Source organism: Phycisphaerae bacterium, assembly GCA_012729815.1.
In the GTDB taxonomy this organism is placed as follows: Bacteria; Planctomycetota; Phycisphaerae; order JAAYCJ01; family JAAYCJ01; genus JAAYCJ01.
Genome location: JAAYCJ010000305.1, coordinates 19518 through 34171, shown reverse-complemented (window position 1 = coordinate 34171; position 14654 = coordinate 19518). Strand labels below are relative to the sequence as shown.

Here is a 14654-nt window from a genome sequence, read left to right as displayed (position 1 = left end):
TAGCTAAACCGGTTAACTACGCTCAGGATACAGAGGCATTTCACAAAAGTCAAGGGGAATGCGAACCGAGAAGACTGTTGGAGAGGACGATTGACGGGTGGATCGGCTTGACCGGTCGATAGGCCTTGGGTAACATATCGCGCTATGGACGCTAAGGTTGCAGAACAATTAGAGACACTCAAGCGTGGCATCGAAGCGGTTTACAGCGAGCAGGAACTGGCCCAGAAGCTGGCCGGTTCGCTGTCCAGCGGCAAGCCGCTGCGGGTGAAGCTGGGCATGGACCCGACGGCCCCGGACATCCACTTGGGCCACTCCGTGGTGCTGCGCAAGCTGCGGCAGTTTCAGGACTTGGGTCACAAGGCGGTGCTGATCATCGGGGATTTCACGGCGATGATCGGGGATCCGTCGGGCCGAAGCAAGACCCGGCCGGTATTGACCCGCCCGGAGATCGAGCAGAACGCCCAGACGTATTTCCAGCAGGCGGGAAAGATTCTCAAGACGGACCCGGACTTCCTGGAGATTCGTTACAACAGCTCATGGCTGGCGGAGATGCGGTTTGACGACGTATTGAAGCTGGCGGCGAAGATGACGGTTGGGCAGATGCTCAAGCGTGAGGATTTTCGCAAGCGATTTGAGACCGAGACGCCGATCGGGATGCACGAGTTGATGTACCCGCTGATGCAGGGGTACGACTCGGTGATGATCGAGGCGGACGTGGAACTGGGCGGGACGGACCAGACGTTCAACAACCTGGTGGGCCGCGACCTGCAGCTCGAGGCGGGCCAGCCGGCGCAGGTGGTGATGATCCTGCCGATCCTGGTGGGGCTGGACGGCGTGCAGAAGATGAGCAAGTCGCTGGGCAACTACGTCGGTCTGACCGACGAGCCGCGGCTGATGTTCGAGCGGGTGATGAGCATTCCGGATACGGTGATGCCGCAGTGGTTCACGCTGCTGACGGATTTCGGGCCGGAGCGGATCAGCGAGATTTTGGACACCCGCCAGACGCACCCGAAGCAGGCGAAGATGGAGTTGGGCAAGTACATCGTCCGGGCGTACCACAACGACGAGCAGGCGGAGTGGGCGGCTGCGGAGTTCGATCGGATTCACGCCCAGCACGAGTTGCCGGACGAGATGCCGGAGGTGCGGGTGACCGGCGAAGAGCAGCCGCTGGCCAAGCTGCTCGCGCAGATCGGGATGGTCAAGAGCAATTCGGAGGCCCGGCGGCTGATCCAGCAGGGCGGCGTGAAGGTCGGCGGCGAGGCGGTCGGCGACGTGAATGCGACGATCGCGCCGGCGACGGGCCTCATTCTTCAGATCGGCCGGCGGAAATTCGCCAAGCTCGTGGTCGAGTAGGCGAGGGGTCTTTGTCCGGCGAGGTCGGTCTCGGGGGAGGTTTGATGATTCACAGATTGCCGGCGCTTCGCGACCCTCAGCGGTATGTGGGGCTGTACATCTTCGATTTCGGCGAGCACGTGTCGGTGGGTTACACGGCGGAGGAGATCGAGCACCTGCTCTCAGAGCCTCGGTACGCCGACGGGCAGGTTTACCGGATTCAGCGGGCGAGGTTGGACGGGACGGTGGAGCTTCGCGGAGTGAGCCCGGAGACGTGGTCGCGCACGACGGGCATGGTGTTCTGGTTTGCCGACGAGGCGGAGGCGCGGTCCGGTCTGGCGGTGTTGCTGGCGTCGCCGGCGGCGCTGCGGCCGCCCGGGCGAGTGGAGGCGATCTTATGTTACCGGGCGGGCCGTGAGCTGCCGTGCGCCCTGGTTTTGCGATACCTGCAGGAACTGGGCGATGCGGTTTCGTCGTGGCTCCTGCGGATCGACTACACAGCCGGCCTGGCGGCTGAGGGCGGGCGCAACGCGGTCGATCAGGCGTCGATCGGGGCTCAGGAGTTGGCGCGGGAGGAACTGACGCCGCCGGAGGAGCTTGCTCCGCGGTCGAAGGAAGAGGTCTTGGCCTCGACGCACTACGCGGTTCAGCGGTGAGAGGTATGCAAAGCCTGCTTGCCGCTGGTCGTCGAAGCGGGTAGATTGGTGGCATGGAATCGAGGCGGGATATCAACCTGGCGGCGCAGCGGTTGTTGACGGCGGAGGCGGGTCGATGAGCACGCTGGGCACGTTGGGATTGCTGGCGGGCTATCTGCTGCTGGCGGGCGCGTGGGTGACGGGGTTGCCGGTGCTTGTTCGGATCGGGGCGGAGCGGCGGTTTTTCCTGTCGCGGGTGTTTTTCTTCGCGGGTTCGGCGATTGTGCTGTGGTGCTTTGCGCTGCTGGCGGTTGGATCGGTGATGGGCAACTCGGCTGTGCGGTATGTCGCGATGCACGTGGATGACGCGACGCCGTGGTACGAGCGGCTGAGCGCGGCGTGGATCGGGCTCGAGGGGCGGTTGCTGTTGTGGGTGACGCTGGTGCTGTGTTTCGGGAGTCTTGCGTGGCTTTCGCTGGCGCCGGGCGTGGGTCGGCGGTTTCGTCAGCAGTTTTTGCTGGGTCTGGCGACGGTCGCGACGGTCGGGTTGGGCGTCGTGCTGCTGGCGGGCAATCCGTTTTCGCCGGCGGTGCTTCCGGTGGCGGAAGGGCCGAGCGCCGCTGTCTTGTTTCGGCACTGGTCAGCGGCGCTGCATGGCGTGGCCCTGGCCGGCGGCTGCGCGGCGCTGGCGGTGGTATTCTTCGCGGCGATGGGCGATGAGAATGAACCTTCGCGTTCGGCGCTGATCTCGAGTTGGTCGCGGCGGGCATGGGTGTTGCTGACCGGTGCGATTGGGCTTTACGCGTGGTGGACGTACCATCAGCTTCACAGCGACGCCTGCTGGCGGTCGACGCCGATCGAGGATGCGACGCTGGGGTTGTGGTTGATTGCCACGGGCCTGGTGCACTTAAGTTCGCGTCGGCCGCACGCATCGGGCAAGACGGCGGCGCTGCTGGCGGGGTTGGGGCTGGCGGTGAGCTTGGTCGTGCTGGCGTTGTGGCTGGATTTGCAGGGATTTGTGTCGCTGTCGGCGGTTCCGCTTTGGGCGATGCTGGGAGCGGCGGCGGTGATTTTGGCGACGGTGGTGCAAGTGTGGCGTCTTGGTTCGGTCTGGGAGACCGGCGACGGTTCGCGGACGGCGGGGCTGGTGGTGTTGGGCGTGCTGGCGATATTCTTCTTCCTCGACGCATTTCGCGACCTGGTGTTGGCGTGGTGGGGATTGCAGTCGATGCGGCTTGAGGAATTCCTTCGGGCGGTGTTGGCCTGGACGGGCCTGGTGCTTCTGGTGGTGCTGTTCTGGTGCGGTCTGGTGGACCTTCCGCGGCGTTCGCGTCTGCGTCAGGAAGGGGGGCTCAGTGCGGTGGCGTTGGCGGGCGTGGCGTGCTTTCTGCTGTGGATGCTGACCGATCTGGCGGCCGTGCCGCTGTTGGCGGCGTTCTTCCTCACCGCGGTCGGTGTGAGCGTCGCGTTCGAACTCTTCTTTGTCCGCCGCTTTCGCTTCACCTATGTGGGGAAGCTGGCGGCGCACCTGGGTTTGCTATTGGTTCTGGTCGCGGTGATGGTGGGCGGGCCGTTGGCGGCGACGACGTCGGCGACGCTGGTCGGAACGGAGCGGACGGCGAAGGTTGGGCCGTGGGAGGCGCAGATCGTCGATCTGGCCGCTCAGGCGACGGCGGGCGGAGTCCGGCACACGGCGGCGGTCAGGCTGCGCTGGCGGGGCGCAGAGGTGATCTTAAGGCCGATCCGCACGGAGTATGAAGGCGGACTGGTGGATCATCGGCCGGATGTCGCGGCGGGGGCGCGGTGGGATCTGTATGCGGTTCTCGACTACGCGGGCGGCGGGAATGCGACGGTGCGAATCTACCGCAAACCGTTGATGGCGTGTCTGTGGGTGGGGCTGGCGTTGCTGTTTGTCGGCGGGCTGATGGGGTTGGGCCGTACGGCTGGGGACCGGGCGGGCGAGGAACGCGATTTCGAGGGGACTTGATATGGTGCCGACGTGTGTGCTGTTGTGGTTGACCGTCGCGGCTGGGCAGGCCCAGACGCAGGGGCGGATCGAGGCATGCCATCTGCAGGTGACGGCATGCGAGTCGTCGGTCCGGGTCCAGGGGTTCTGGCGTCTGGAGCCGGAAGGGCTGTCCGAGATGGTGCTTGAGGCCCACGGAACCAAAGGCGTTCGGGTGAGTCTGGGGGCGGCGGCGGAGGCGTCGTGGACGGCGGAGAAGGTGTCGGTGTGGAACCTGAGCGGGCCGACGACGGTGGAGGTGGAGGCCGAGTTGCCGTGGCGTCACGGGCGGGCGGAACTGCGGCTGGGGCAGGAGTTTCCAATCGAGAACGTGATGGTCACCGCCGATGCGCCGTCGGTGCAGATCACCGCGGAAGGGATCGGCGAGATCGCCCGGCAGGGCGGTCAGCGGATCTACGCGGGCGGTCCGATCGTGGCGGGGCAAGACGTGGTGCTGGTGCTTCGCCGGGCGGTTGCGTGGTCCGACCGCCTTGCGCAAATCGTGGTCTTGTTGAGTCTTGCAGCGATTGTGGTGCTCGTGACGGCATCGCTGGTTCGCCGGCGTTCCGATCGTCGGCGATGAGCGGCCCGGGGCGGCCGAAATCACTGGCCTGCCGCCTGGGTCTGTGATATAGTCTTTTCATGCAATCAAGCCTGTATTATTGAATATCATTGCCATGCGCGGTCGGACTGGCGGGGGTGCGGCCGCGCGGAGGTGCACATGTACGCGGATTCTTACCACAACCGGAGCGCGATCGTCGAAGATGATCAGCGTTTTCACTGGATGGACATCGTTCTGATCGTGATCTTCTGCGTGGCGTTTTTCGGGTTTCACCTGGGATCGGAGGTGCCGCTGACCGACCACGAGGCGCTGGTGGCGGTGACGGCCCAGAACACGTTGGAGCACGGGCACTGGGTGGTGCCGCACTACAACGACCAGATTCGGCTTCAGAAGACGCCGCTGATGTACTGGGTGGTGGCGGCGGTCGGATATCTGGCCGGCGGCATTTCGGAAACGGTGGTGCGGGCGCCGTCGGCGGTCTCAGCCGGCGCGATCGCGCTGATGATGTACCTGCTGGCGCTGCGGATGTTCGATCGGGTGATGGGGCTGATCACCGGGCTGGCGACGGCATCCTGCGCCGCGTTCCTATGGCAGTCGCACATCGGCATCGCCGATACGATGATGACCGCGTTCGTGGTCGCCTCGATGTTCTGTTTCTGGTTTGCGTTCAGCCGGCTGCGCGAGGAGCCGGGCTTGGGAACGAAGGCACACTGGCTCTATCTGGCCGGGTCGATTCTGGCCTCGCTGCTGCTGGTGGCGGGAGCGGTTGCGATGGTCAAGTCGCTTCTGCCGGCCCTGCTGGCGTTCGGTCTGGCGGTGGTTCTGCTGATCGTCCTGTCGGTGTATCTGCCGTCGATCTACGCGAACAAGACGGCCAAGCGGAAATCGACGTTCTGGATCGTCCTGGGCTACGTATTCTTCGCCCTGGGCATGCTGGCCAAGGGTCCGGTTCCGCTGCTGGCGGTGGGTGCGCCGATCTTCTTCTACCTGATCTACTTTGCGTTTCAACTGCCGACTCCGCAGTCGGTCGGCCCGGTGGAGGTCGAGTATCCCAAGGCGTGGACCTCGCGCTGGTTCAGGCTGGGCCTCTCGCGTCTGGTGGCGGACCTGGCGCGATTCCAGGTGCATTGGGGCGTGCTGATCCTGCTGCTGGTGGTGGGTTCGTGGGCGTTGGCGGTCCTGCTGACGCTTCCGGACGCGATGTACCGGTGGCGTGAGGAATACATTTCGCGGTTTGTCGGTCAGTTCGGCACGGAGCGGCCGTGGCACTACTACATTCCGCTGGTCTTCGTGCTCGGACTGCCGTGGACGGTGTTTCTGCCGGTGGGGCTGGTGCTGCCGTTTCTGCGCGAGGTGGCGGACCGGCGGCGCGAACTGGTATTTGTCTTTGTGTGGCTGGCGGCGGACCTGGCGTTCTTCAGCCTCTCGAAGGGCAAGCGGGCGCACTATATTCTCCCGTTGGCGCCGGCGGCGGTGATGCTGTCGGTGGCGGGCATGGTGTACTGCCTGCACCGATGGATCACGACCCGCAACGTGCTGGTGGTGATGGGGGCGATTTTCGGCGGGACGCTGATCGCGGGGTTTTTCGGCTGGCGCTACATCGTGCAGGAACTGCCGCAGTTGGAGTATCAGTTCTACGGGGTGTTCGGGATCATTCTGGCGGTTGAGCTGCTCTCGACGCTGGTGCTGTTGCGGTGGGGCGTGTTGGCGATGGCGACGGTGATCGCGATCGGGACCGGGTTTGTCTTCGCCATCGTCTGGACGGCGTTTCCTCTGATCATCGATCCGGAGGCCGATCCGCGGCGGGTGGCCGAACGAATCCGGGCGGAGACGGGTCCGGACGCCGAGGTGTACTTCCTGGGCCGGGCGGACGGCCCGCTGGTGTACTACTTTGGCCGGCCGATCCCGCAGATTCCCACGGATCAGCAGATCACGGCGATCGTGTTGAAGGCGACGGACAAGACGGGCGCGATCGCCGACCTCTACGAGGCGACGGCGACGGCGGCGTTTGAGGTCATGGATCAGCCGGGGCGTCAGTATTTCCTGACTTCGGACCAGAAATACGCGCTGGCAATGGGCTACGCCAATGCGGAGAACCGGGCGATTCGCGAGGTGATGCGAGTCTCCAACTTCTTCAGCGACACCAAGGGCCTGGTGCTGTTTACCGATGTTCCCGCGGCGACGCAGGCGGCGGCGACTCAGTCCGAAACGCCGTAGACGGCTTTGCCGCGGCGGCAGTCGGTCAGGAGAGGGTCATCAGTTCGTTCAACTCGGCGACCTTGGCCGGGGTTTCCGGGTCGCCGGTCTTGGCGGAGAGGGCGGCAGCCTCGAGCACGGCCATCACGCCGATGTGCCTGCCCAATTCAAACGCGGTGCTGCGCTGACGCTCCTGGTAGGCCTGCCACAGGGCGTTAAGCATTCGCTCGTAGCCGATCCGGCGGACCAGGTCGGTGGTGTAGTGCTCGCTGCCGGCCAGGAGCTTGCCCTGTCCGTCGTACCAGTGGGCTTGGGGCAATGCGGCCTCGATGGCGCCGCCGGAGCCCTGGAGCACGAACTCCCAGCGGTCGGGTCCGGCGTTCAGCGATCCGGCCAACTGGACCAAGGCTTGGCGGTAGGCCAGGAATAGTCCGCAATGGTATCGGATGGGCGTGGCCGATTCCTGCGACGGACAGGTCATCTGGCGGCAGTAGACCCGTTCCGGCAGGCCCAGCCAGCCCTGGGTCAGGAACAGGCTCGGGTAGGTCAGGGCCACCAGCGGGTTCTCCAGTCCGGGCCAGTCGAGGGTCTCATCCGAGGCGGAGAACCGCGAGGTGATTGCCCCGATCTGCTGATCGGCCAGGTAGTCGCCGATGCTCTCGAAGCTCGGCACAAAGAGCCACGGAGCCCAGACGAAGACGCCGACGTTCTGCTTACGGGCCTGGCGCAGGAGTTTGCCGGCGGGACCGGAGGGCGCCTGATCGACGGTCCGCAGGCAGACCCAGATTTCCCGTTCCAGGGCCGACTCGACGGCGGCCCAATGGTCTTCGCCGGACCAGACGAGCAGGATCTGCGCGCCGCTGCGCATGATCATCTCGCGAGGGTCGTCGTAGAGCTCGAAGGGCAGGCGGTTTTCCAGCCGGGCGATACACTCGGCGCGCGGATCACAGATCGCCGCCAGCTCAAAGCGGTCGTTCCTGGACAGGACGTCCACCAGCAGATCGGTATACCGGTCCGCCCCCAGAATACCCAGCCGAGAGGTCACCATGCGTTATTTCACGTAGCTTGGCGCGAACCGCCGCTCCATCAGGACCTTTCGCAGCAGGAGGTAGTTCTTGCCGTGGTAGGTGGTGACTTCGCCGCTGATGCGGAAGATGGTGGCTTCGGGACTGGCGGCCATGTCGGCCTCCATTTTTTCGAGCCAGCTATTGGGCAGCAGGGCGATCGGCGGGTCGCCCATGGTCTTGCCGTCGGCTTCGAAGACGAACATCCAGAGCTCGCCGCTTCGGGTCAGCCGTCCTCGACGGTCGGCGACGAAGAAGCCTTCGGGCAGGAGCTTGTGTCCGCCCTCGCGGTCGTCGCGTCCCGGGCCGGTCAGAGTCGGCGGCTGAAATGTACCGCCGGTCTGGGAAGGCTCCTGGGCTGGTGTGGTTTTGGGCGGAGTCACCGGCGGCCGGTCGTCCAACAGCCGGTTGAGCACGTCTTTGGCCGCGGGCTGGGTGGTGGTTGCCGCCCAGACCACGCCGCCGATCACCGCCATCGCCAGAACCGTCAACAACACTAACCTCGTCATCTGTTCCGACTCCGTTCCTACGTCATCCGTCGCCTGCGCCGGCCGTCTGGCGGCAGGCCTTGTCCTAGAATTTTACCTTCGGGGCCTCCCGCTGGCCAGGTTCCTCGATTTCGAAGAAGGGCTCGCGTTCGAAGCCGAGCATGCCCGCGAACACCACGGCGGGAAAGACCTGAATGGCCGTGTTGTAGCCTTCGACCACGTTGTTGTAGTGCTGGCGGGCGAAGCCGATCTTGTTCTCGGTGCTGGTCAGTTCCTCCTGGAGGGCCAGGAAGTTCTGGTTGGCCTTCAGTTCGGGATAGGCTTCGCTGAGGGCGAAAAGCTGACGCAGGGCCCCGGTGAGCATGTTCTCAGCCTGGGCCTGGTCGCGCACGCCGGAGGCGTCGATCGCCTGCTGGCGGGCCTTGGTGACCCGCTCGAAGGTTTCCTTCTCATGAGTGGCATAGCCCTTGACCGTCTCGACCAGATTGGGGATCAGGTCGTAGCGGCGTTTGAGCTGCACGTCGATCTGGCTCCACGAGTTGCGGACCTGGACGCGTTTGCGCACCAGGCTGTTGTACGTTCCGAGCAGGAACAGGCCCAGGAGCACCACGATGCCGATGATCACCCACGCCGCGATGCTGATCCCCAGGAAATCCGCCAACATGCCGTTACTCCTTGTTCACGGTTGGTTTCGGAGCGTCCATCTTCGCCGTATCCGGCTGGCTTTGCAAGCCTTTATTGGCTGGATAGGCTCAGAGGATATGACGGTCAAACGGTCGGAGTCTTGCGGTCATTTCGCCAGGGCGCGCCGATTGGCGTCCGGACGGCCGTAGGCCGCCGCGGCGTTGGCGGTCGTTGAGGCGCCTTGCCCGGCGACCAGGGCCACCGAGCCGATCAGCAGGACCGCGCCCGCCACGACGTTCCAGGTCAACTGCTCGCCCAGCCAGACCATGCCGATCAGGGCGGCCATGCCCACCCGGGTGGCCCCGATCATGGAGCCGGAAAACGCGCTGACGCCGCGGAACCCGAGGGTGACGGCGAACTGGCCGACCACGCCGGTGGCCCCGCACAGCAGCACCAGGGCCCACGTGGCGGCTGAGTAGTCGGATATCCGCTCGGTCAGCATGGCCGGCCAGGTCAGGACGGCCCCGGTGACCATCAGGAACAGGATGACGGTGACGGTCGGGTTGTCGCGGCGGGCCCGGCAGAGCGTGATGATCGACAGGGCGCCGAAGAACCCGCAGGCCAGTCCCAGTAGGTCGCCGACGTTGACGCCGTCGAAGCGGGGATTGACGACCAGCCAGATGCCGACGCCGGCTGGGGCAAGCCCAAGCCACTCGCGGCCCGAAAGCCGCTCGGAGAGCAGGAACGGCGAGAGCAGGGGCACGAATACCAGGTACGTCTGGTTCAGCAGGTTGGCATTGGTGATGGTGGTGTACTTGACCGCGCAGTAGAACAGGAACACCGCGATCAGATTGGTCAGGCCGCGGAGGATCAGGGCCGGGACATTGCGAGGGGCCAGACGCGGCCGCCGAAGGGCCAGATACGTCAGGACGGCGGTCAACCCGGCGGCGAATCGCCAGAAGGTGATCGCTCCGGGTCCGACGCCTTCCGCCCCGGCGAGTTTGGCCAGGGCCGAACTGACCGCGAACATCAGGGCGGAGAACAGGATCGCGGCTTGGTAGGTTGCCGTGCTGTGTCGGCGGTGGAGGCCGCCTGCGGGCCGGGCGGCCAAGTCCGGTTCTCGTTCCAGGGTCTGGTCTTGCTCGGGCACGTCCAACGCTCCCTGCGTACGCAAAAGCTTCATTGTAAGCGATTGGTGTGGGAAATCCACCCGTGGATACAACGCATGGTTCGAGACTTTGGTTCAGAGGGAACGGTTGACAGGGGGTCCAAGCGTCAAATGCGCGCAAAAAGAAAGCACCAGGTGCCATAGGCTCGCCCGGTGCTTTCCGGAGGGGAAAGAAGCCAAAACTTATGAACAGACAGTTTTATGTCAATGTCTGCTTCAGAACCCAGAGGTGGTTGCCGCTCTTTAGTTGTCGTGTTCCGCCACTATTATGGGAACTGTCAGACAACTCTTCGTCAGTTTGTACCAGTTTTCTTTAATCCGGGTTCCGAGAAAAATCAATAAAAATCGCCAAGAGACCTTAACATGTTGTCAACAAGTTGCTAACATAGCGATACTGGTGATGCTACTTGAGTGTGGCTTATGTATCGCCTAAGTTTTTCTTGGGGAAATCAAGCAGGAACCTGTTTTTCCCCCGTCCATGTGGCCGCGCCTAACATTGCGCATACCCACAACCATGACATTTTACGCAGCCCTCTTCAAATGTCAAGTTTCCGCCACACTCGGGGCACTTGAGCTTGTAGGCTCCGGCCCCGCCGTTTCCGCCGCCGTTGCCACCGTTGCCGCCGGCTTTGCGTTCGGCCTTGGTGGTGGGCAGGTCCAACTCGGCCAGGTCGGCCTCGCCGAGCAGGATGGCCTGGAGGCCGAAGCGCTGTTTAGCTTTCTGGTAGCGTTGGAGGCCCTTGGCCAATCCGTCGCCGAGGCTCATGATCCGCCCGCCCTTGCTGGGAATGCTCAGGCTCGAGCCGATGTCCTTGAGCTGGTCGATGACGTGGCGCAGGCTTCCGCCGGACCGCAGGAACAGCGAGATCATGCGGCAGATGGCTTCGAGGTCGGAGGCGGCGACGTCGCCGCCTTTGCCGAGCTGGGCGAAGACCTCCAACTCTTTCTGGCGACGGGGATCGACCGTGATGCTCACGTGCATGTGGCCGAAGGGGGTCACCTGGCGGATTCGGACGGCGGGCAGGCATTCGGGCACCGCGACCGGCTCAAATTTGGGGGCGGGAGCCTCCGTGCTTGCTTCTCCCTTTGCCGCCCCCGGCTCACTACCGGTAGCTTTCTTCGATTTTTCGGTGGCCATGGGCTGATCCTGACGGCAGCCGTCACGGTACACCGTAATGCCTTTGCACTCGAGGCGGTAGGCCTCGCGGTAGATCTGGTCCACGTCCTCCACCTTGGCGTCGTGGGGGAAGTTGATGGTCTTGGAAATGCTGGCGTCGCAGTGGCGCTGGAAGGCGGCTTGCATCTTCAGGTGCCACTGGGGTTCGATGTCGTGGGCGCAGACGAAGACCTGCTTGATCTCGTCGGGCACCTCGGCCACGTGGGCGAGGGTGCCTTCCTTGGCGATACGCGACATGAGGTCTTCGCTGTAGAATCCCTGTTCGACCGCAGCCTGGCGGAACTGCTCGTTAATTTCGAGCATGGGGCTCTTGTCCTTGCGCTCCTTGAGGACATTGCGGTAGAACACGAGGCTAAAGAGCGGCTCGATGCCGCTGGAGCAATTGGCCAGGATGCTGATGGTGCCGGTGGGCGCGACGGTAGTGACGGCGGCGTTGCGCATGGGTTTGGAAAACTTGGTGTCCCAGACGCTGCCCTGCCAGTTAGGGAAGCAGCCGCGCTCCCTGGCGAGTTTTTCCGACATCCGGTGGCCGCGTTCGTTGACAAACTTCATGAGGGCCTCGGCGAACCGGACGGCCTCGTCGGTGTTGTAGCCGATCCCGAGCTTGAACAGGGCGTCGGCGAAGCCCATCACGCCCAAACCGATCTTGCGGTTGGCCTTGCACATCTGTTCGATCTGGGGCAGCGGATAGCGGTTGGCGTCGATCACGTCGTCGAGGAACCGGACCGAGACGTCGACCGCGTCGCCGAGGCCGTCCCAGTCGAAGGCCGCTTCGCCGCCCTCGTCGCCGACGAAGTAGCCGACGTTAACGCTGCCGAGGTTGCAGGCCTCGTAGGGCAGCAGCGGTTGCTCGCCGCAGGGGTTGGTGGCTTCGATGCGGCCGAGGTGGGGCGTGGGGTTGTCGCGGTTGATCCGGTCCATGAACACAACGCCCGGTTCACCGGTGGCGTGGGCGTTGCGGACGACCAGATCCCACATCTCCTGCCGGGTGTAGACCGAGCCGGGTTTGACCTCCCGGGGCGAACCGTCCTCGTTGCGCACGGGCAGAAGGCTTTCGACGGTGTAGGACCAGATGTCCAGGTCTCTGGGGAAGTAGAACTCCTCGCCGGTCCGCGGGTTGCGGGCCACGTGGGGCGAGTTGGGCTGTTTGAGGAACTCGTCCATCCAGGCATCGGTGATCTTGACCGAGATGTTGTAGTTGGTGAACTGCTGGAGGTCCTGCTTGGCGTGGATGAACTTGAGGATGTCGGGATGATGGATGTACATCATGCCCATGTTGGCGCCGCGGCGGAAGGCGCCCTGCTGGATGGCGTTGGTGGCCTCGGAGAAGGCCCGCCAGAAGCTGATCGGCCCGCTGGTGGTGCCGCCGGAGCTGCGAATGTAGTCGCCGGTGGGACGGAGCTCGTCGAAGGCGAAGCCGGTGCCGCCGCCGGCCTTCTGGATCAGGGCGGTGTGCTTGATGGATTCGAAAATCTCATCGATGCTGTCGCGGACCGGGAGCACGAAACAGGCGCTGAGCATGCCCATTTCCCGGCCGGCGTTCATGAGGGTGGGGCTGTTGGGCATGAACTGGCCGGAGGCCATCAGCTCGTAGTACTGCTCTTCGAGGTCGGCCAGATCGGCTGGGCCCGCTCCGTACCGGGCCTCGACCGAAGCGATGGTCCGGGCGACGCGTCGGAACATTTCCTCAGCGGTTTCCAGCGGATTGCCGTTCTTATCCTTCTTGAGGTACCGCGCCTCGAGTACGCGTCGCGCGTTTTCGGAGAGGCGAAGCTCGCCCCGCGTGCGTCCGGCATCCGTGCCCGTGTTATCCATCCGGCTCGTGGCCTGTCGATCCATCGAACGAACCATCGTTACTGACTCCTTATCCATAGCGCATCCCATACAGGACGCGCAGACTCCGTTGACCCAAATCGTGACTTTTCAACGTGCCGCGCTCTGCTCTCCCAAGCGTGCGCCTTTCGCACCAACTCCGCTTCCTTCGGTCCGGTGACAGCGTCTCCCCGGACAGATTGCAGCAATTCTCAACTCCGAAGTGCTGGTCCCAGCGTTTCCGGTTTCCCACTGTTGGAATTCTGGTGCCCATACAATCAATTGTAGGCGAGAGATAACCATAACACAACATGTTGCGGTGTCAACGAAAAACCACCGAAAAAATTGGCCCTCGTAAGCCTCGATGGCGACTTGGTTTACGGGGTGGTGGCATGGCGGGCATGATTCTATGAGGAGGCCATGAAATCTTCGTGAGATTCTCGGGCCTGCGGGAAGAAGAGTTGTGTATTGGTGCGTAGTGTGGTACAATAAACATAATAAGTGGCTCGAAAGTGGTACGCATAGTACAGGCTATAAGTATGGTCGCAAAAGCTTTTAGTAAGGATGGATGTGAGGGCTTACGGACGTGGATGGAAGCGTCCGTGGGCCAACTGGCCGAACCACAGCGGTTACCATCGGAGCGGCATCTGGCCGAGCGTTTCGGGGTCAGTCGGCGGCATGTGCGTCAGGTGTTGGCGGAGCTGGCTGAGCGCGATCTGGTGGTGCGTAAGCACGGCAGCGGCAACTACTTGTGCCCGGCTCAGGCGCGTTTGGGCGAGGTGTGCGTGCTCTGCGGCCATGTGAAGGCGGATGATCCGTTGGTGGCGGGTCTGATGGGCGGGATTGCCGCGGTGGCGGCGTCGCGCGGGGTGCGGCTTGTCCCGCTTTCGTGCGATGGCGGATCGGTCGGCGGTGATCGGCCGGCGATCGTGATCGGGCGGCTGGAGGCGGAGACGCGGCAGCGGTTTGCACGCCTATTGTCGCGGGCGGTGGTGTTGGGGGACGGCGGGGCGGACTTCGGCTGTTCGATCGGTTTTGACGACGTGTGGATCGGCCGGGAGGCCTACCGGCAACTGGTGAGCCTCGGGCACGAACGGCTGCTGCTCCTGAGCGGGCCGTCTCACCACACGGGGTCAGCCCGAAGAGAGCAGGGGTGGCGCGAGGTGGCGGGGTTGTTGGGGCACGAGCCGTGCGTACTGGCGGCGAAGATGAACTGGCGAGGGGGCTATGAGGTGATGAGGGAGTATCTGGCCGGGGTGACGGGGCTGCCGCGATGCAGCGGGGTGTTTGCAGCCAGTGACTGGATGGCGGCCGGTGCATTGCACGCGATTCGGGAGGCGGGAGTGGCGGTGCCGCAGGAGATGTCGCTGATCGGTTGCGGTGATGTGCCGCTGGCTGAGCAACTTGAACCGCCGCTGGCGACGTTCCGGCTTGACGCGCGGGCGTATGTCCGACAGGCGTTTATGGCCCTGGAGCAGGCCCAGCGGTACGATGTGCCGTTGCCCCGGCAAATCGTGTTGCCGGCGGAGTTTGTTTCCAGAGCATCGTTGGGGCCGGGAACAACCCGCTGGACGATGCGGGATTTCTGATA

General features: G+C 64.0%; 11 protein-coding genes. 6 read left to right on the top strand and 5 right to left on the bottom strand.

The annotated features are described in order from the left end of the window. Window positions 1-144 precede the first annotated feature (144 nt). From GXY33_20225 to GXY33_20205, 5 genes are all read left to right on the top strand, one after another. Window positions 145-1353, top strand: a complete 1209-nt coding sequence (locus GXY33_20225) for a tyrosine--tRNA ligase (protein ID NLX07475.1) — start codon at window positions 145-147, stop codon at window positions 1351-1353. Window positions 1354-1397: 44 nt separating this feature from the next. Further along, a complete protein-coding gene (locus GXY33_20220) occupies window positions 1398-1988 on the top strand; it encodes a hypothetical protein (GenBank protein ID NLX07474.1) in 591 nt (196 codons plus the stop codon). 115 nt (window positions 1989-2103) lie between these two features. Then, on the top strand, window positions 2104-3954 hold the full coding sequence (locus tag GXY33_20215; protein NLX07473.1) for a hypothetical protein: 1851 nt from the start codon (window positions 2104-2106) through the stop codon (window positions 3952-3954). Between the two features lies 1 nt (window position 3955). After that, complete coding sequence (locus GXY33_20210) at window positions 3956-4555, top strand: hypothetical protein (protein NLX07472.1); 600 nt, start codon at window positions 3956-3958, stop codon at window positions 4553-4555. Between the two features lie 138 nt (window positions 4556-4693). Further along, entirely contained in the window at window positions 4694-6751 is a 2058-nt protein-coding gene (locus GXY33_20205; protein NLX07471.1) for a phospholipid carrier-dependent glycosyltransferase, read from the top strand. A 25-nt stretch (window positions 6752-6776) separates the two neighbouring features. Here GXY33_20205 and GXY33_20200 read toward each other — a convergent pair whose 3' ends face one another. The 5 genes from GXY33_20200 to GXY33_20180 all read right to left on the bottom strand — a co-directional run bounded on the left by GXY33_20200 (window position 6777) and on the right by GXY33_20180 (window position 13066). Further along, entirely contained in the window at window positions 6777-7778 is a 1002-nt protein-coding gene (locus tag GXY33_20200; GenBank protein ID NLX07470.1) for a hypothetical protein, read from the bottom strand. A gap of 3 nt (window positions 7779-7781) precedes the next feature. Continuing rightward, complete coding sequence (locus tag GXY33_20195; GenBank protein ID NLX07469.1) at window positions 7782-8303, bottom strand: hypothetical protein; 522 nt, start codon at window positions 8301-8303, stop codon at window positions 7782-7784. Between the two features lie 64 nt (window positions 8304-8367). Then, window positions 8368-8925: a LemA family protein gene (locus tag GXY33_20190; GenBank protein ID NLX07468.1), complete on the bottom strand. Its 558-nt coding sequence runs from the start codon at window positions 8923-8925 to the stop codon at window positions 8368-8370. Between the two features lie 147 nt (window positions 8926-9072). Next, window positions 9073-10056 carry a DMT family transporter gene (locus GXY33_20185; GenBank protein NLX07467.1) on the bottom strand — a complete coding sequence of 328 codons (984 nt, stop codon included), beginning with the start codon at window positions 10054-10056 and terminating at the stop codon, window positions 9073-9075. Window positions 10057-10564: 508 nt separating this feature from the next. Then, complete coding sequence (locus tag GXY33_20180) at window positions 10565-13066, bottom strand: vitamin B12-dependent ribonucleotide reductase (protein NLX07466.1); 2502 nt, start codon at window positions 13064-13066, stop codon at window positions 10565-10567. Window positions 13067-13653: 587 nt separating this feature from the next. On the opposite strand from GXY33_20180, the gene GXY33_20175 reads away from it, so the two are divergent. Beyond that, window positions 13654-14652 (top strand): substrate-binding domain-containing protein, encoded by a 999-nt coding sequence (locus GXY33_20175; protein ID NLX07465.1) that lies wholly within the window; start codon window positions 13654-13656, stop codon window positions 14650-14652. Window positions 14653-14654: the final 2 nt, after the last annotated feature.

Coding starts and splice junctions, on each gene's coding strand:
- GXY33_20220 (NLX07474.1), top strand. CDS start 1,398: ATGATTCACAGATTGCCGGCGCTTCGCGACCCTCAGCGGTATGTGGGG.
- GXY33_20215 (NLX07473.1), top strand. CDS start 2,104: ATGAGCACGCTGGGCACGTTGGGATTGCTGGCGGGCTATCTGCTGCTG.
- GXY33_20195 (NLX07469.1), bottom strand. CDS start 8,303: ATGACGAGGTTAGTGTTGTTGACGGTTCTGGCGATGGCGGTGATCGGC.
- GXY33_20175 (NLX07465.1), top strand. CDS start 13,654: ATGGAAGCGTCCGTGGGCCAACTGGCCGAACCACAGCGGTTACCATCG.
- GXY33_20210 (NLX07472.1), top strand. CDS start 3,956: ATGGTGCCGACGTGTGTGCTGTTGTGGTTGACCGTCGCGGCTGGGCAG.
- GXY33_20205 (NLX07471.1), top strand. CDS start 4,694: ATGTACGCGGATTCTTACCACAACCGGAGCGCGATCGTCGAAGATGAT.
- GXY33_20200 (NLX07470.1), bottom strand. CDS start 7,778: ATGGTGACCTCTCGGCTGGGTATTCTGGGGGCGGACCGGTATACCGAT.
- GXY33_20225 (NLX07475.1), top strand. CDS start 145: ATGGACGCTAAGGTTGCAGAACAATTAGAGACACTCAAGCGTGGCATC.
- GXY33_20180 (NLX07466.1), bottom strand. CDS start 13,066: ATGGATAACACGGGCACGGATGCCGGACGCACGCGGGGCGAGCTTCGC.